Source organism: Aminobacter aganoensis (genome assembly GCF_014206975.1).
Classification (GTDB): Bacteria; Pseudomonadota; Alphaproteobacteria; order Rhizobiales; family Rhizobiaceae; genus Aminobacter; species Aminobacter aganoensis.
This window is the reverse complement of record NZ_JACHOU010000002.1, coordinates 410,090-427,206: the sequence shown is the minus strand read 5'-3', so window position 1 is coordinate 427,206 and position 17,117 is coordinate 410,090. Positions and strand designations below refer to the sequence as shown.

18 protein-coding genes and 1 tRNA gene are annotated in these 17,117 nt (G+C 63.5%); 9 read left to right on the top strand and 10 right to left on the bottom strand.

Annotation, left to right across the window (positions count from 1 at the left end; all coding sequences use genetic code 11):
* Positions 1-28 precede the first annotated feature (28 nt).
* The 4 genes from GGR00_RS06040 to GGR00_RS06025 all read left to right on the top strand — a co-directional run bounded on the left by GGR00_RS06040 (position 29) and on the right by GGR00_RS06025 (position 1,876).
* Entirely contained in the window at positions 29-883 is an 855-nt protein-coding gene (locus GGR00_RS06040; protein WP_184698500.1) for a glycoside hydrolase family 19 protein, read from the top strand.
* Complete coding sequence (locus tag GGR00_RS06035; RefSeq protein ID WP_184698498.1) at positions 883-1,281, top strand: hypothetical protein; 399 nt, start codon at positions 883-885, stop codon at positions 1,279-1,281. Before GGR00_RS06040 ends, GGR00_RS06035 begins: the two co-directional genes overlap by 1 nt.
* The gene (locus tag GGR00_RS06030; protein WP_184698496.1) at positions 1,244-1,534 is read left to right on the top strand and encodes a hypothetical protein; all 291 of its coding nucleotides are present in this window, start codon (positions 1,244-1,246) and stop codon (positions 1,532-1,534) included. The genes GGR00_RS06035 and GGR00_RS06030 overlap by 38 nt, the downstream gene beginning before the upstream one ends.
* Positions 1,535-1,624: 90 nt before the next feature.
* On the top strand, positions 1,625-1,876 hold the full coding sequence (locus GGR00_RS06025) for a hypothetical protein (RefSeq protein ID WP_184698494.1): 252 nt from the start codon (positions 1,625-1,627) through the stop codon (positions 1,874-1,876).
* A 182-nt stretch (positions 1,877-2,058) separates the two neighbouring features.
* Here the strand turns inward: GGR00_RS06025 and GGR00_RS06020 are convergent, their stop codons facing one another.
* The 4 genes from GGR00_RS06020 to ligD form a co-directional block, all read right to left on the bottom strand.
* The gene (locus tag GGR00_RS06020) at positions 2,059-2,598 is read right to left on the bottom strand and encodes a GNAT family N-acetyltransferase (protein WP_184698492.1); all 540 of its coding nucleotides are present in this window, start codon (positions 2,596-2,598) and stop codon (positions 2,059-2,061) included.
* Positions 2,588-2,791, bottom strand: a complete 204-nt coding sequence (locus GGR00_RS06015) for a hypothetical protein (RefSeq protein ID WP_184698490.1) — start codon at positions 2,789-2,791, stop codon at positions 2,588-2,590. Before GGR00_RS06015 ends, GGR00_RS06020 begins: the two co-directional genes overlap by 11 nt.
* 204 nt (positions 2,792-2,995) lie before the next feature.
* Complete coding sequence (locus GGR00_RS06010) at positions 2,996-3,289, bottom strand: ribbon-helix-helix protein, CopG family (protein WP_184698488.1); 294 nt, start codon at positions 3,287-3,289, stop codon at positions 2,996-2,998.
* Positions 3,290-3,320: 31 nt separating this feature from the next.
* Complete coding sequence (gene ligD / locus GGR00_RS06005) at positions 3,321-4,199, bottom strand: non-homologous end-joining DNA ligase (RefSeq protein WP_184698486.1); 879 nt, start codon at positions 4,197-4,199, stop codon at positions 3,321-3,323.
* Positions 4,200-4,274: 75 nt separating this feature from the next.
* On the opposite strand from ligD, the gene GGR00_RS06000 reads away from it, so the two are divergent.
* A complete protein-coding gene (locus GGR00_RS06000; RefSeq protein WP_184698484.1) occupies positions 4,275-4,544 on the top strand; it encodes a hypothetical protein in 270 nt (89 codons plus the stop codon).
* Between the two features lie 70 nt (positions 4,545-4,614).
* On the opposite strand, the gene GGR00_RS05995 is transcribed toward GGR00_RS06000, so the two are convergent.
* Positions 4,615-4,691 (bottom strand) — tRNA-Pro (locus GGR00_RS05995).
* Between the two features lie 204 nt (positions 4,692-4,895).
* On the opposite strand from GGR00_RS05995, the gene GGR00_RS05990 reads away from it, so the two are divergent.
* Entirely contained in the window at positions 4,896-6,416 is a 1,521-nt protein-coding gene (locus tag GGR00_RS05990; RefSeq protein ID WP_184698482.1) for a phosphohexomutase domain-containing protein, read from the top strand.
* Positions 6,417-6,427: 11 nt separating this feature from the next.
* Entirely contained in the window at positions 6,428-8,668 is a 2,241-nt protein-coding gene (locus GGR00_RS05985) for a mannose-1-phosphate guanylyltransferase/mannose-6-phosphate isomerase (RefSeq protein WP_184698480.1), read from the top strand.
* Positions 8,669-8,726: 58 nt separating this feature from the next.
* On the opposite strand, the gene betB is transcribed toward GGR00_RS05985, so the two are convergent.
* The 5 genes from betB to betI are packed head-to-tail and all read right to left on the bottom strand — an operon-like array spanning position 8,727 to position 15,002.
* Positions 8,727-10,190, bottom strand: a complete 1,464-nt coding sequence (gene betB, locus GGR00_RS05980) for a betaine-aldehyde dehydrogenase (protein WP_184698478.1) — start codon at positions 10,188-10,190, stop codon at positions 8,727-8,729.
* A 52-nt stretch (positions 10,191-10,242) separates the two neighbouring features.
* On the bottom strand, positions 10,243-11,895 hold the full coding sequence (gene betA, locus GGR00_RS05975; RefSeq protein WP_184698476.1) for a choline dehydrogenase: 1,653 nt from the start codon (positions 11,893-11,895) through the stop codon (positions 10,243-10,245).
* A complete protein-coding gene (locus GGR00_RS05970) occupies positions 11,888-12,889 on the bottom strand; it encodes a threonine/serine dehydratase family protein (protein ID WP_184698474.1) in 1,002 nt (333 codons plus the stop codon). The genes betA and GGR00_RS05970 overlap by 8 nt, the downstream gene beginning before the upstream one ends.
* Positions 12,886-14,412: a choline-sulfatase gene (gene betC, locus GGR00_RS05965; protein ID WP_184698471.1), complete on the bottom strand. Its 1,527-nt coding sequence runs from the start codon at positions 14,410-14,412 to the stop codon at positions 12,886-12,888. Before betC ends, GGR00_RS05970 begins: the two co-directional genes overlap by 4 nt.
* On the bottom strand, positions 14,409-15,002 hold the full coding sequence (gene betI / locus GGR00_RS05960; RefSeq protein ID WP_184698469.1) for a transcriptional regulator BetI: 594 nt from the start codon (positions 15,000-15,002) through the stop codon (positions 14,409-14,411). The genes betC and betI overlap by 4 nt, the downstream gene beginning before the upstream one ends.
* Positions 15,003-15,183: 181 nt before the next feature.
* Here betI and GGR00_RS05955 point away from each other — a divergent pair, with 181 nt between their 5' ends.
* Both GGR00_RS05955 and GGR00_RS05950 read left to right on the top strand, forming a co-directional pair.
* Positions 15,184-16,347: an acetyl-CoA acetyltransferase gene (locus GGR00_RS05955; RefSeq protein ID WP_055978460.1), complete on the top strand. Its 1,164-nt coding sequence runs from the start codon at positions 15,184-15,186 to the stop codon at positions 16,345-16,347.
* The gene (locus GGR00_RS05950; protein WP_184698467.1) at positions 16,344-17,072 is read left to right on the top strand and encodes an SDR family NAD(P)-dependent oxidoreductase; all 729 of its coding nucleotides are present in this window, start codon (positions 16,344-16,346) and stop codon (positions 17,070-17,072) included. Before GGR00_RS05955 ends, GGR00_RS05950 begins: the two co-directional genes overlap by 4 nt.
* The last annotated feature ends 45 nt before the right edge of the window (positions 17,073-17,117 follow it).

The window sequence follows — 17,117 nt, the reverse complement described above, 5'->3', positions numbered from 1 at the left end:
GCCTTTCCCCACCAATCAGGATTTTGACATGCTGAACAAGCTGAAGGCGTTCGCGCCCGGCGGCAAGCCGGCGCTCATCAAGGCGCTGGCCGATGCCTGGCCGGCAATGGAAGCTGCTGGCATCGATACGCCGCTGCGCATCAGCCATTTCATGGCGCAGATATTCGTCGAGAGCGGCGGGCTTCGGGTGGCTGAGGAAAATCTCAGGTACTCGGCTTCCCGGCTGTGCGCGGTCTGGCCGAAGCGGTTCCCGACCTTGCAATCGGCCGAACCCTTCGCCAACAACCCGCAGGCGTTGGCCAACAAGGTCTACGGCGGTCGCATGGGCAACGAGAAGCCTGGCGACGGCTGGCGCTATCGGGGCCGCGGCCCGAAGCAGATCACCGGACGCGACAATTACCGCGCCATCGGCCGGGAAATGGGGCTCGATCTCGAAGGCGACCCCGACCTGCTGCTCGACCCGAAGAACGGGGTCCGCGCCGCCATTGCCTTTTGGGTGATGAACGGCTGCAACGCGCCGGCCGACCGAAACGACATCCGCGGCGTCACCCGCAAGGTCAACGGCGGATACAACGGTCTGGCTGACCGCCGCGCCGCCTTCCGCCGCGCTGTCGCGATCTGGGGCGAGGGCGAGGTCTCGGAAATCGGAAAACCTGCGTCACGTTCGAACATCGGCAAAGCCAGCCTGTTCGCTGGTGGTCTGGCGTCTTCCGGCATCGGCAGTCAGCTATATGAGGTCTCCAGTGCGATCGAGAGCGGTCAATCGATTTCGACATCGCTTGGGATCAGCCTCTTCACTCTGGTTCTTCTCGTCGCGGTGTTCGTGCTGCTCGTCTACATCTTCCGAGATCGGCTGTTCATCGCGAAGCATGAGGGCCTGTGATGGCCTGGCTTGCCCTGAAGCCATTCGCGCTCGCCGCTTGGCGGGTGCTCACCATCATGATCCCGATTCCACTGGCGCTGATCGTCGCCGTCGGCATCTGGGTCCATTTCGACAAGTCATCGGCAGTCCGAAAGGCGGTCGACAAGGCCGTCACGGAACTCGTGGCCGGCGCCGAGATCGATGCGCTCGAGGCGCAACTGGCTGCGGAGAAGACCGCTCGGGCCTTCATGGAAGGGAAGGCTGCTTCCCTGGCTGAGGCAAATCAACGGTTCGAAGACGCTCGCATTGCCGCCGAGCGAGCAAACGAGGGGCTATCCGATGATCTCGAAGAACTCCGGTCCAAGGTACCTGGCACTGCTGTTGATCAGCCTCTCTTTGACCGGCTGCGCAACCGGTGACCGGGCGCGTCTGTCCGCCGCCAAACAAGCCGAAGCGACGGCCCAAGCCACGCGAAATGCGCTGCAGGAAGCCGCCAAGGTTCCGGACAAACCGGCCGATTGCCGCTCAACCGAGCGATCCGGGGTCAAGCTGAACGACCGCCTCGATATAGCGCTCGTGAAGACCGATCGCGCGCTCAGCCGCGCGAATGCACGAATTGCCCGCTGTTGGGCATGGGACGAAACCTATCGAAAGGGCTTGGGCAATGACTGAAACTGCGGCGGCGATCATCGTCCCGATGTCCACGGTTCAAGTGGCCATCGTGGTGGCTATCCTTGGCTTCTTGCTGGGGAGGGCGTTTCGTTGAGTGAGCAATCCCAGCCAGCCGAACGCATGGCGGAATTGCCGCCGAAGACACGCGAATTCCTTTCGGACCTAAGCCCGGAGGATATCGCGACCATCAAGAGCGGGCTCCCGATCATTAGGATGGTGATCGGCTTCGGAAAAGTGACGAAATGGCTCACGATCACTTTCGCCGGCCTGCTCTTCGGTTTCGTTCTGCTATGGGAATCGGTGCTGAAAATCCTGGGATGGTTTAAACCGCCGCCGACCTAGCGATGGGCGGAGGCTTCAAGCTGCCCTGATCATTTATAGCTGATTTCGGCTATAAACCCATAAGATCGCCCCGCTGGCTTCGGCTAGCGGGGCTTTTTTCGTTTAGAGGCTCGGCCACATCAGCCACATCGCCGCGATGTTGGCCCCGGCGGCAACGATCCATCCGATCATTGGCCGGATTCTCAGTGCCAGTGGAGATCCAGATACATGAAAGGATGCTCTAAACCGCGATTCTCTGGGGTGTCGAGAAGCGTGAAGCCGCACTTCTCATAAAACCCAATCGATTGGGTTTTGGAGTCTACGATTGCAAATCTGCACCCTACCATTGGGCAAATTTGCGCTTTGGCAACGCCCAGGGCGAAGTCTACCAAGGCCAACCCAAGTTTCTTACCTCCATGTCGGTCGTCTACTGCGAGGCGAGCAACCTTGATGGCAGGGTAATATGGGTACCGAAACTTTCGAGTTCCGTCGTCATTGGGGACGGCCGTTTTCTGAACGCTCACCTCTCCGGAAACTATGGTGATGAAGCCCAATAGATCGGGGCTGCCGGCAAGAGCCGCTACCCAAGTTCGGGCAAGGCTAAAATTTTCATAGGGGATAGCTTCCTTCCTGAGAAAGCTTTTTAAGGGTCGATTGGTTTTCCCGGCCAAAACAAACCCGGGGAGGTTATCCCCGGGCTCGATACTGCGAATGACTACCTCCTCAGGATCGTCATTCGGCATGAACGAACTTGCCGTCCTTCATGCGGATTTTTACAACACCTGTAGCGGCGTAGGCCTTGGCCATCTTAACGCCACGTGCAACAGCGGGAGCAGCCGCGGAATTGGGCTTTCCCTTCTGCACTTGCGCCACAAACTTTTTTGCGTCCTTGCCGGTCAAGGTGACGCCGCCGAATGCTGAGGATTTGATGCTCATATCGTCTCCTTTCCTGTTTGGGTTTTGCAAGGTACTCATCAGGTACCATTCATATCTATTTTTTCTTGACAGGGTGTCAATTAGCCAGGTGAGGTATTGATTTTTTGGAAAAATGGTGCTACGAGGCGCGTGCCTCTGTGCATGGCACTTACCTCTAGAGGCCGCCAAAGCTCAAAAATTTATTTTCAAATCCATGGCGCGCCTCTAAGCGCTGCCGTCAGTCTCGTCGCCTTCCTCAAGCATCCGCACCGGCAGATAGGCGCCTTTCTCCAGCCATTCGCGGATGATGACGCGCAACAGGTCTTTCCGGTTCATCTTGAGATCGGCCGCCAGCGCGTCAATGGCCTCGTCGACGTCGGGCTCAAGCACGATGCCTTCGGTGTTGCGCAGCCGGAGGGCGGCCCTTCGAAGCATGATCTGCAGATCGGGCCGGCTGATGTCGGCGATCCGATCAGAAGCGCTCTCCAGTTCCTCGGCGAAGTCGATGCGCGTTGTCATGCGTGGCAGCGTAGCCCCACAGACGAGCATTTCAAGGGGCGAGGATCGCTGTCACGGTCGCGTGGCGTAGCTTCTCCTCGCCTCGCAGGTGCTTGGCTATGACGCGGAGGATCGGCTGGACGGGAACCGCTGCCTTGTTCCCCGGGCCGACATTCGCGGCCCAGGTGCCGGCGTGCAGGAACTCCAGCGCCTGCCACAGTTCTTCTCGTTGCTCGCCTGGCACCGCCGGAATTGCCCGGCCGACATAGCGCAGGCTGGCGTCAGTCTCCTCGGCAAGCAAAAGGGAAGGAGCCGCACCCTTCTTGCGCTCGTAGCCGATCACGACGAATTCGCCCGAGATATAGGCTTTGGTTTTCAGCCAGTCCTTGCTGTCTCCACCCCGATAGAGGCTGGCACGCCGCTTAGACACGATCCCCTCAAGGTCCATCTTCTCGACCGCGGCAAAGAACTCGGCGCCCGAACCTTCGAATTCCTCGCTGAACTGAATGCGCGACGAGAGCTTGGGATCGCCCAGTAGATCACGCAGGCGCTGCCGGCGGTCGTCGCAGCGCTGCCGGCGGAGGTCATTGCCATCGAGCCCTAGAAGGTCGAAGGCATAGAAGACCAGGCTGGCACCTTCCCACCGGATAGCGCTCGCAAGCTTCTTGAAATCGGAGCGGCCGGTTTCGTCCTGCACGACCATCTCGCCATCGAGGATGGCATCGCGGCTGATCAGGTCGCGCGCGTCGGAGAGCACAGACAGGTACTTCTTTGACCAGTCGTGCCCGTTGCGGGTGAACGCCCGCACCTTGCCGGCGCTGAGATGGATCTGGGTGCGGTAGCCGTCGTATTTGATCTCGTGCGTCCAGGCATCGCCTTCGGGTGGCTTGTCGGTCAGCGTGGGGATGCATGGTGGGATGAACTGGCCCATGGCCCTAGCGTGGCACAGCCCGGCGGGGCGTCAATGTGATTTGACGGGCTGTGCGTTTGTTCTTAGTCCGTTCTCATGACCATCAGCCTCGACCATATCCAAGCCCTGATCGATCACCCGCACACGCTGCGGGCGCACTGCAACGGCTGCCGGCATCACACTGTGCTGGACCTGCAGAAGCTAGGCGAGCGGCTGGGCTTCGATCATTCCACCCTGCACAACGACCTCGTGCCGAAGCTCAAGTGTGAGAAATGCGCTGGCAAGGATATCGGTCTGACGCTCAGCCACGGTACACCGAAGGATCAGCCGAACCCGTTCAAGAACAATGCGAATGGGCGGCGGTAGACACCGACTCAATCTGTGGGGAAATCTGTGGGGTTCGGGATTGGCTTGCTGCTCAAGCCTTTGATTTCACTGGTCGGAGTGGCAGGATTTGAACCTGCGACCCCATCGTCCCGAACGATGTGCGCTACCAGGCTGCGCTACACTCCGTGACCAGTCGGCGGGCTTATAGCCGCCACTTCCGCTTCCTGCAAGCGGCAAAGGATTGGCTGGCGTAATTTTTCGCAAGTGAGTTATCTTATTGAGCTTTTTCGGCTTTGTTCCTGTGCTGCGGCTGAGGACACCGCTCCGAACTTGCGATAGACCGTTCGAAAGCCATCGGTTCGCCATCTTGCGAATGCTCGGAGTGACGTTGTGAACATTAAGCCAGTCGGGCATCTCTCGCCCAATACGTTCGAATTCGAGACGCGCGCGCTGGTAAAGCCTACCGGTTTTCGCGAATACGACGCGCGCTGGTGGTTTGGCCATCCGAGTTCGGACAAGGAGCCGGAGCTGAACCTGATCGGCGTGCAGGCGCTCGGCATGGGCATCGGCACGTTGATTCGCCGTCTCGGCGCCGGCCCCGATATCGTCACCGGCCACGATTTCCGCTCCTATTCGCTGTCCATCAAGCTGGCGTTGGTGTCGGGCATGCTGGCGGCGGGCGCACGCGTCAAGGATATCGGTCTTGCGCTATCGCCGATGGCCTATTTCGCCCAGTTCGCGCTCGACACGCCGTCGGTCGCCATGGTGACGGCCTCGCACAATGAAAACGGCTGGACCGGCGTGAAGATGGGCGCGCAGCGGCCGCTGACCTTCGGGCCTGATGAGATGTCGGCGCTGAGGGAGATCGTTCTCAACGGCGACTTCGATCTGATCGGCGGCGGCTCCTACGATTTCGTGCCGGATTTCCGCAAGACCTATCTCGACGATCTGGTGGCGGAAAAGCGCATTGCCCGCAAGCTGCGCGTCGTTGCGGCCTGTGGCAACGGCACCGCGGGGGCCTTTGCGCCGGAAGCACTGGAGCGCATCGGCTGCGAGGTCATCCCGCTCGACGTCGAGCTCGACCACTCGTTTCCGCGCTACAACCCCAACCCCGAGGACATGCAGATGCTGCATGCCATCCGGGACAAGGTGCTGGAAACCGGCGCCGATGTCGGGCTTGGCTTCGACGGCGACGGCGACCGCTGCGGCGTGGTGGATAATGAAGGCAACGAGATCTTCGCCGACAAGGTGGGCGTCATGCTCGCGCGAGACATCTCCGCGCTCTACCCGGACTCGACCTTCGTCGTCGACGTGAAGTCGACGGGCCTGTTCAATACCGACAAGGTGTTGGCTGCCAACGGTGCGAGGACCGACTACTGGAAGACCGGCCACTCCTATCTCAAGCGGCGGGTCGCCGAACTCGGGGCCATCGCCGGCTTCGAGAAGTCCGGCCATTTCTTCTTCAACCCGCCGATCGGCCGGGGTTATGACGATGGCATCGTTACGGCCATCGCCGTTTGCCAGATGCTCGACCGCAGCCCTGGGAAGTCGATGGCTGACCTCTATCGCGACCTGCCGCTGACCTATGGCACGCCGACCATGTCGCCGCATTGCGACGACGAGCTGAAATATGGCGTCGTCGACAAGGTGGTTGCCGACTTTGAGGCGATGAAGCGCAATGGCGAGGTCTTCGCCGGCCAGAAGATCGTCGATCTGGTGACCGTCAATGGCGTGCGTGTCGTTGCCGAGGACGGCACCTGGGGTCTGGTCCGGGCTTCCTCCAACAAGCCGGAACTGGTCGTGGTGGTCGAAAGCCCGGTATCATCCGAACGACGACGCGAGATGTTCGAGGCGGTTGACGAAGTGTTGAGGCGCAATCCATCCGTTGGCGCTTATAACCAGACCTTCTGAGGGGCATGGGCATGGCCGAGAGGATCGTCAGTTTTGTCATGAGCGGCGGCGTGGGCTCGCGGCTCTGGCCGCTGTCGCGCGAGGACAACCCCAAGCAGTTCCACGATCTGTCGGGCGACGGCTCGATGCTGGTCAAGACGCTGAAGCGGCTTGCCGCGCGCGACGAGGGCGAAACACCGATCTACCTGATCGCGTCGGAGCGCCATGCCGAACGCGTGCGCGCCGATCTGGCCACGATCGATCTCGCAGGCGGCGGCGCGATCTTCGAGCCGACCGGCCGCAACACGGCCGCGGCTGTGGCGATCGCCGCACTGCAGACGATCAAGGCCTATGGCGACGGCATCGTGCTGGTGGTGCCGTCGGATCACGAGATTTCGACGCAGCGCCAGTTCTGGGAAACCGTCGAACGCGGCGTGCCTGCGGCCAAGGCCGACCGCATGGTGGTGTTCGGCATCCGCCCAACCGCGCCTGAGACGGGTTACGGCTATATCGAGGCCGGTGCCGAGACTGGCGGTATTTCCGACGTGACGCGCTTTGTCGAGAAGCCGGATCTCAAGAAGGCTGAGGGCTATCTCGCCGCCGGCAACTTCTTCTGGAACGCCGGCATCTTCCTGTTCAAGGCGAGCGCCATGCGCGACGCCTTCATGAAGCACCAGCCGGAAATCTGGCAGAAGGCAGAGTCTGCATTCAAGGTGGCTACCAGAGACCTCTCGGGCGTCTACATGCCCCTGGAGCTCTACCAGGCCATTCCGTCCAATTCGATCGACTATGCCATCATGGAGCGTGTCGACGGCATTGCCATGGTACCGGCGAGTTTCCGCTGGAACGACCTCGGCTCTTGGCAGTCGCTGCTTGATGTCAGCCATTCCGACAAGGACGGTAACGTTATCGTCGGCGACGTCGTCGCCATCGACTGCGAGAACTCCTACTTGCGAGGCGAGGGGCGGCTGCTTTCCGCCATCGGCCTCAAGGACGTCGCCATCGTCTCGACCTCGGACGCGACGTTCGTGGCGCCTGTCAGCCACAGCCAGAACGTCAAGAAGATCGTAGAGCAGCTCGAAAAGAGCGGGCGTCTGGAGACCAAGTTCACGCCGGCGCATGGCCGTGTTCTCGCCAATGGCGCCTGGCGCCGGCGGGTGCAGCACTGGTTGATGGAAGAGACATTGCCGCTGTGGTCCACGGCAGGTGTGGACGAGCAGTTCGGCGGTTTCCACGAGGCGCTGGGATTCGATGCGCGGCCGCTCGCCAAACCCAAGCGCATGCGCACCATGGCGCGCCAGATCTATGCCTTTGCGGTTGCCAAGCAGCGCGGCTGGGACGGCAGTGCCGACCGGCTGATCGATCACGGCATCCGTTTCATGGCCGACAAGGGCCGCACCGACCGTGGCGGCTGGGTCCGGGCGCTGAACCCGGATGGCAGCGTCGTCGACCCGGTCGAGGATGCCTACGACCACGCCTGCGTGCTGTTGGCGCTGGCGCATGCCCATCGCGTCGGCAATGTCGAAGCGCTGGGCCTTGCCGAAGAGACCTTCGCCTTCCTCGACAAGCATCTCGAGGACGAGCGCATGACCGGCTTCATGGAAAGCCCCGGTGTCGAGGGCGTGCGGCGGTCCAATCCGCACATGCACCTCCTGGAGGCGTTTCTGGCCTGGCACGCGGTGACGGGCGACCGGACCTACCTGCGCCGTGCCGCCCGCATCATCGACCTGTTCCGCAGTCATTTCTTCGAGGTCGACAGCTGGACGCTGGGCGAATTCTTCGACCGCGACTGGCATCCAGCGCCCGACGATAAAGGGCAATGGACCGAGCCGGGACATCATTTCGAATGGGCGTCGTTGCTGGTCGACTTCGCCGACAAGAGCGGCCAGAAGGACCTCGTTGCCTTCGGGCGCAAGCTCTATGCCTCGGCGGTGGCCAACGGGCTCAACCGTGCAACGGGGCTGGCCTACGGTGCAGTCTCGCGGCACGGCCTGCCACTCGACCGCATCTCGCGCAGCTGGCCGCAGACAGAAGCCGTCAAGGCAGCTGTCGCGCTCGACGGAACCGGCGGTCCGGACCTCAAGCCGGAGATCGAGGCGCGTGTCGGGCGGCTGTTCCGCTGGCACATCGACCCCGCGCCGGAGGGCTTGTGGATCGACCAGATCGACGAGCGCGGCCGCTCGCTGGCCAAGGAAGTGCCGGCCAGCATCTTCTATCATCTTGTGACTGCACTGACGCAGTATCTCGACAAGACAGAGGACGTCGCGCACTAACTCCGAACCAACGAAAAGCCGGCCAATTGGCCGGCTTTTCTCTTCAGGCTGTGCGCAGTCAGTAGGGGCTGGCGACGTCGCCTGTCTCGACATAAACCGTCTTGAGCTGCGAGTAGTGCGACAGGGCGGCAAGCGAGTTCTCGCGGCCGATGCCAGACTGCCTGGCGCCGCCGAAGGGGATTTCGACAGGCGTCAGATTGTAGGCGTTGATCCAGCAGGTGCCGGCCTTGAGTTCGCCGATGACGCGATGGCCCCGCATGATGTCGTTGGTGAACACGCCGGCAGCAAGGCCGAATTCGGTGTCGTTGGCACGGGCAATGACCTCGTCCTCGCTGTCGAAGGAGAGCACGCTCATCACCGGGCCAAATATCTCCTCGCGGGCGATGCGCATGTTGTCGGTCACGCCGGTGAAGACAGTCGGCTCGACGAAGGAGCCGCCTTCGAAGCCCTGCAGCGACGGCACCCCACCACCGCAACGCAATTCTGCGCCTTCGTTCATGCCAATGGAAATGTAGTCCAGGACCTTGTCGTGCTGGGCCTTGCTGACCAGCGGGCCCATCTGCGTCTCGGGGTCGAGCGGATCGCCGATGCGGATCGACTTGGTGCGTTCGACCAGCCGTTCGACGAAGCGGTCGTGCAGGCCATTCTGGACGAAGACGCGGGTGCCGTTGGAACAGACCTGGCCGGTCGAGTAGAAATTGCCGAGCATGGCGCCGCCGACGGCATTTTCGAGGTCGGCGTCGTCGAAGACGATGATCGGCGACTTGCCGCCGAGCTCCATCGTCGCGTGCTTCATGTGCGAGCCAGCGAGCGCCAGCACCTTCTTGCCGGTGGGCACCGACCCGGTGAGCGAGATCTTGTCGACCACCGGATGCGAGGCGAGTGCCGCCCCCACGTCGCCGTAACCCTGGACGACGTTGAACAGCCCGTCCGGCAGGCCAGCCTCGGTGTAGATTTCTGCCAGCGCCAGCGCCGACAGCGGCGTGTTCTCCGAGGGCTTGAATACCATGGCGTTGCCCATGGCGAGCGCGGGTGCCGACTTCCAGCCGGCGATCTGGATCGGATAATTCCAAGCGCCGATGCCGACGCAAACACCGAGCGCCTCGCGCTTGGTGTAGGCAAAGGGGCCGCCGAGATCGACATAGTCGCCGTTGAAGGCGGCAATCGCGCCGGCGAAGAATTCGAGGCAGTCGGCGGCCGAAGCCGCGTCCGCCACCAGCGTCTCCTGGATCGCCTTGCCGGTGTCGAGGGTTTCCAGCCGCGACAGCTCCTCGTTGCGGGCGCGCAGGATGTCCGAGGCACGGCGCAGTATGCGGCCGCGCTCGATGGGCTTCAGCCGCGCCCAGGCCGGCTGCGCCTCGCGCGCGGCCTCGATCGCCAACTCGACGATGTTCTGCGTTGCCGACCGCAACTCGGCGATAGCTTCGCCCGTCGCCGGATAGATGACGGGGATCAGGGCTCCGCGATCGTCGTCGATGTAGCGGCCGTTGACATAATGCGAGGCTTTTGGCTGGGCGCGCATGCGTTTGCTCCAGTTGTATTTTCAGTGTCCGGACGGGTGGCCGGATGATGCTCTATCTGTCGGAGACCTGCCAGCGCGGATTGATCCACGGCTCCTGGTTCGACGGCGCGAGTGGCGTCCGGCCCAGAATGTGGTCGGCGGCTTTCTCGCCGGTCATGATCGACGGGCCGTTGAGGTTGCCGTTGGTCACGCGCGGGAAGATCGAGGAGTCGGCGACGCGCAGGCCCTCGACGCCGATCACCCGGCATTCCGGATCGACCACGCTTGTCGGGTCGTCGGCGCGGCCCATGCGGCAGGTGCCGCAGGGGTGGTAGGCGCTCTCCGAATGTTCGCGGATGAACGCGTCGAACTCGTCGTCGGACTGCACGTGGCTGCCGGGCGAAATCTCGCTGCCGCGGAACGGATCGAAGGCGGACTGGCCGAAGATCTCGCGGGTGAGGCGGATGCAGTGGCGGAAATCCTCCCAGTCGTCGGGATGCGACATGTAATTGAAACGTATCTCCGGCTTGGCCCACGGGTCGTTCGACCGCAGCGTGATCGTGCCGCGCGACTTCGAGCGCATCGGCCCGACATGCGCCTGGAAGCCATGCGACTTGGCGGCTGCCTTGCCGTCGTAGCGCACGGCGGCGGGCAGGAAGTGGAACTGGATGTCCGGATAGTCGACACCGGCTTTCGAGCGGACGAAGGCTGCCGCCTCGAAATGATTGGTGGCGCCGAGGCCGGTCTTGAACAGCAGCCATTCGGCACCGATCAGCGCCTTGGAGAACGGATTGAAGACCGAATGCAGGGTGATCGGCTGGGTCGCCTCCTGCTGGATGTAGAGCTCCATATGGTCTTGCAGGTTCTGGCCGACGCCGCGCCGGTCGGCCACGACTGATATGCCGTGCTGCTTCAGGTGTTCGGCGGGGCCGATGCCCGACAGCATCAGCAGCTTGGGCGAGTTGATCGAGGACGCGGCAACGATCACCTCGCGTCGTGCCTTGACGACCTGGATCTTCTTGCGGGCTTCGATCTCGACGCCGACGGCGCGTTGATTCTCGATCACCACGCGCCGGGCGAAGCCATTGACGACTCGGACATTTCCGCGCTTCAGCGCCGGCCGCAGATAGGCGTTGGCGACCGACCAGCGGCGCCCGCCATGGATGGTCTGCTCCATGGCGCCGAAGCCTTCCTGCTTGGAGCCGTTGTAGTCGTCGGTCAGTTCGAAGCCGGCCTGATGGCCCGCCTCGACGAAGGCCTGGTAGAGCGGGTTCCTGCGCGGGCCGCGCTGCACATTGAGCGGACCCGAAGTGCCACGCCAGCCGTCCTCGCCGCCGTTCGAATGCTCCATGCGCTTGAAGTAGGGCAGCACGTCGGCATAACCCCAGCCGGTGGCACCCTGTTCGGCCCAATGGTCGAAGTCGTGGGCATGGCCGCGGACATAGACCATGCCATTGATCGACGACGAGCCGCCGAGCACCTTGCCGCGCGGGGTGGCGAGCACGCGGCCGCCGAGATGCGGTTCGGGTTCGCTCGAATAGCCCCAGTCGTAGCGGCTCATGTTGAGTGGGATCGATAGCGCCGACGGCATCTGGATCAGCGGGCCGAAGTCGGTGCCGCCATATTCGATGACGATCACCGAGTTTTTGCCGTCTTCCGACAGGCGATAGGCCATGGCCGAGCCGGCGGAGCCGGAGCCGACGATTACGAAATCTGCTTCAAGCATTGTTCACATGGACCATGAAATCGGCGAGCGAGACATTGCCGCCGGTTGCGACGACGAGCACGGTTTTGCCGGCCACGTCGACCTTTCCTCCCAGAAGTGCCGCGAGCGACGAGGCACCCGATGGCTCGAGCACGAGCTTCAGGCGCTCGAAGGCCACCTTCATCGCGCCGCGGACGGCTGCGTCCTCGACCGTCAACCCGCGCACATTGGTCGTCGTGACCGCGGCATAGGGCGCTTCGCCCGGCTTGCGTGCCATCAGGCCGTCGCAGATCGACTTCGGACCCAGCGGCATGGTTTCGATCGCGCCATGGGCCAGCGACGAGCCCATCCCGTTGAAGCCTTGCGGTTCCACCGCGAACACCTGCGTCGATGGCGAGAGGTAGTGGAAGGCCAGCGCCACGCCGCCGATGAGCCCGCCGCCGCCGACCGGGCAGAGCACGACGTCGGCGGCAACGCCCTTTGCCGCCAGCTGGTCGAGTGCTTCGAGGCCTGCACCGGCCTGGCCGGCGACGATCTCCGGATCGTCGAACGGATGGAGCAAGGCGAGGCCTTCGGTCTCCGAGATCTCTCGTGCCTTTGCGGCGGCGACTTCTTCTCGGGCGCGCTCGCCATGGTCGGTCAGCACGACGCGGGCGCCGTAGCCCTTGGTCGCCTCGCGCTTGGCTGCGGGAGCGTCGATGGGCATGACGATGGTGACGGGAATGCCCAGCGCCTGGCCGGCGGCGGCAAGGCCCTGGGCGAAGTTGCCGGAGGAGTAGGCGACCACGCCGCGCTGCGCTTCGTCAGGCGTGAGCTGCTTCAGCCGCCAATAGGCGCCGCGCGCCTTGAAGGAGCCTGCCCATTGCAGCGACTCGGCCTTGACGAAGACGCGCGCAGCACCCGTCTCGCGGGCGAGCGCGGCGGATTCGAGCAGCGGCGTCAGCTGCGTCGCGCGCGATGTTTCGGCATAGGCCTGGCGCAGCCTGTCCAGGCTCGGAACTGTGGTGGTCATCATTCGCCTCTCGGGAAACGCTTGCTCTCTTCGAGCACGTTCAGGTCCATGTGGTTGCGCATGTAGCGTTCGGATGCTTTTTGCAGCGGCTGGAAATCCCACGGGTAGTAGGCGCCGTTGCGCAGCGCGGGATAGATCACCCAGCGGCGCGCCTGGCTTTCGCGCACGGCAGCGTCGAACGCCGCCATGTCCCAGCGGGCGCGGACCTTGGCCATGAAGCCGGCCACAAGATCGGCGTGAGCGGGATCTGCGGCGAGGTTGTCGAGTTCGCGGGGATCCGATTCCAGATCAAACAGTTGCAGCGGGTCGATCTCGCAATGGACGAACTTGAAGCGGCCGTCGCGGATGGCGACCAGCGGTGCGTAGGAACCTTCGGCTGCGTATTCCATCAGCACCGGAGCGGTACGCTGTTCGCCGCGCGCCAGCGGCAGCAGCGACTGGCCGTCGGTCCAGGGTGCAATGGCCGAGAGGTCGATGCCGGCGAGGTCGCACAGCGTCGGCAGAACGTCGAGATTGGACGTCGGCGCCTCGATCAATCCAGCCGTGACCCCCTTGCCGGCGACCATGAGGGGCACCCGCGCGGAGCCCTCGTAGAAGCACATCTTGAACCACAGGCCGCGCTCGCCGAGCATGTCGCCGTGGTCGGAACAGAACAGGATGACGGTGTCGTCGAGCATGTTGGTGCGCTCGAGCACCGACAGAAGCTCGCCGACCTTGTCGTCCATGTAGGTGATGTTGGCGAAGTAGCCTCGGCGCGAGCGGCGCACCTGCTCGGGCGTGATGTCGAAGCTGGCGTAGTCGCTGGCGAGGTACAGCCGCTGCGAATGCGGGTCCTGCTTGTCTTCGGGGATGAAGCCGATCTCCGGTTCGAGGGCAGGGCAATCCTCGTAGAGGTCCCAGTACTGGCGGCGCGCGACATAGGGGTCGTGCGGGTGGGTGAAGGAGACGGTGAGGCACCACGGGCGAGGCTCGGCCTGATCGGAGACGCGGGCGAAGTCGTAGAGCTTCTGGGTGGCCAGGAAGGCAACCTCGTCGTCATACTCCATCTGGTTGGAAATCTCGGCCGTGCCGGCGCCGGTGACCGAGCCGAGATTGTGGTACCACCAGTCGATGCGCTCGCCCGGCTTGCGGTAGTCGGGCGTCCAGCCGAAATCGGCGGGGTAGATGTCCGTCGTCAGCCGCTCCTCGAAGCCGTGCATCTGGTCCGGCCCGACGAAATGCATCTTGCCCGACAGCACGGTGTGATAGCCGGCGGCGCGCAAATGGTGGGCGAAGGTCGGGACCGATGACGTGAATTCGGCGGCGTTGTCGTAGACCCCGGTGCGCGACGGCAGCTGTCCGCTCATGAAGGCGGCGCGGCCTGGCGCGCAGAGCGGCGAGGCGGTGTAGTTGTTCCTGAACCGTGCCGCCCGCGCCGCCAGCGCCTTGAGGTGCGGGGCATGCAGGAAGCCGGCGGGACCGTCGGGGAAGAAGGTTCCGGCCAGTTGGTCGACCATGACGATGAGAATGTTGGGCTTCCTGGTCATCGTGCGCGGGCCGCCTGCGAGAGCTTGGTTTCCAGATAGTCCTCGACCAGTGCGATCGCAGACGCGGCGTTGGGGATGCCGTCGCGCAGGGCCCGGCGAATGTAGAGCCCGTCGATCAGCGCGGCTGTCGCCTCGGCGACGTGTTCGGCGTCCGTGCGGGGCAGCAGCCGTGTCAGCCCGCTCATCAGGTTCGATTGCAGGCGGTGGGCGTAGATCCGCAGCAGGCGGCGCAGGGCCGGCGACTTCTGCGCCTCGACATAGAAGGCAAGCCAGGCGGCGATGGTCTCGGCGCGGAACTGCTTTTCGGAGAAATTGACCGAGATGACGGCCGAAACGCGCGCACGCGGGGTCTCGGCAACGCGCAGTGCCGCAGTCGTGTCGATCAGCAGTTCGGACAGGAGATGTCGCATGGTGGCGGCGAGCAGGTCTTCCTTGGCGCCGAAATAGTGGTGGGCGAGGGCGGAAGACACGCCAGCACGGCCGGCGATTTCCGACATGGTCACGTCAAGGCTGCCGCGTTCGCCGATCGCCGAGATCGTCGCGTCGATCAGCGCCTTGCGGCGCAACGGCTCCATTCCGACCTTGGGCATGCAAGCTCCTCCAATGTTCAGGGTATTTTTAATTGACGCATCAATCAATAAAAAACACGGCGCATTTCGTCTCGAATGCGCCATTGAAAGTGGCCGGTAATTGTTCATATTTGAACGGAATTGAAGGGCGTTGGAATCGCCCGGCAAATGGCGCAACATGCCAATGGCGATGGAGACGAAGATGACCGCATGCATCGTGGGCTGGGCGCATTCGCGCTTCGGCAAGCTGGAAGGCGAGACGCTGGAAAGCCTGATCACGCAGGTTGCCACCGAGGCGCTGGCGCATGCCGGCATCGGGCCCGACGATGTCGACGAAATCGTGCTCGGCCATTTCAACGCCGGTTTTTCCGCCCAGGATTTTACTGCGAGCCTGGTCCTGCAGGCCGACGACCGCCTGCGTTTCAAGCCGGCGACGCGTGTCGAGAATGCCTGCGCGACGGGTTCGGCTGCGGTGCGCCAGGGCATTCGCGCAGTCAACGCCGGACAGCGCATCGTGCTGGTGGTCGGTGCCGAGCAGATGACCACGACGCCGGGGCCGGAAATAGGTAAAAACCTGCTCCGCGCCTCCTACCTGCCTGAGGATGGCGACACCCCGGCGGGGTTTGCCGGCGTGTTCGGCAAGATCGCCCAGGCCTATTTCCAGCGTTATGGCGACCAGTCGGACGCGCTGGCGATGATCGCCGCCAAGAACCACAAGAACGGCGTCGACAATCCCTACGCCCAAATGCGCAAGGATTTCGGCTTCGACTTCTGCCGCCAGGAAAGCGAGAAGAACCCGTTTGTCGCCGGCCCGCTGAAGCGGACCGACTGCTCGCTGGTGTCGGATGGGGCTGCGGCGCTCGTCTTGACCGACAGCAGGACCGCGCTGAGGATGCGCCGTGCGATCGCCTTCCGTGCCAACGAGCATGTGCAGGACTTCCTGCCGATGTCCAAGCGCGACATCCTCCAGTTCGAAGGGTGCGAGTTGGCATGGAACCAGGCGCTGAGATCGGCGGGCGTTGCGCTCGACGACCTGTCCTTCGTCGAGACGCATGACTGCTTCACCATCGCTGAACTGATCGAATATGAAGCGATGGGCCTTGCGCCGCGCGGCGAGGGCGCCCGCCTCGCCATGGAGGGCATCACCGCCAAGGGCGGCCGCCTGCCGGTCAACCCCTCCGGTGGCCTCAAGTCAAAGGGCCATCCGATCGGCGCCACCGGCGTGTCGATGCACGTGTTGACCGCCATGCAGCTTGCCGGCGAGGCGGGCGGCATCCAGGTCAAGGATGCCAAGCTCGGTGGCATCTTCAACATGGGCGGCGCGGCTGTCGCCAACTATGTCTCGATCCTGGATCGCATCAGATGAGGCATTCCGCCGTGGTCATCGGCGGCGCGTCGGGCGTCGGCCTTGCAGTGGCCGAGCGCCTGATAGCGGACGGATGGCCGGTGGCGGTGATCGATGACGACGGCGGCGCTCTCGAAGCGGCCGAGGACCAGATCGACAACGACGACGTCGTCTTCATCGAAGCCGACCCGACCGACGAGGACGACATCGCCGAGGCGTTCGACCAAGTGGTCGACAGGCTTGGCCTCGTTGGCGGGCTTGTCTCGATGGCGGGTTTCGCCCGCAGTGCTGCCATCGAGGACACCAGCGCCGAAATGCTGCGGGAGGCGCTCGACGTCAACCTCGTTGCCCCCTTCATCGCGGCACGGGCAGCGCTCGAGCGGATGGGCGCCTCGCTCTCGATCGTCAGCATCGGCACGGTGGCCGGGCTTCGGGCCCATCACGGGCAATTGGCCGTCGCCGCGTCGCAGGCAGGGCTCAAGCTCATGTCGGAAGTGCTGGCGCTGGAATATGCCGGCCGCGGGGTGCGCGTGAACGCCATCGCCGCTGGGCCTGCGGATATGGACGTTGCAGGCAATGGCGGCATCGCACGGCATCATGTGCCGCAAGGCCGCGGTGCCGAGCCGGATGAGATTGCCGCCGCCGCCGCTTTCTTGCTGTCGCCGGAAGCCAGCTACATCAATGGCCACACGCTCGCCGTGGATGGCGGATTTCTCGCCGGTGGGTTATCGGGGGACAGGTCATGACGCCTGGCTGACTGGTGGCGGACGTGGCCCAACCTCGATTCGCAA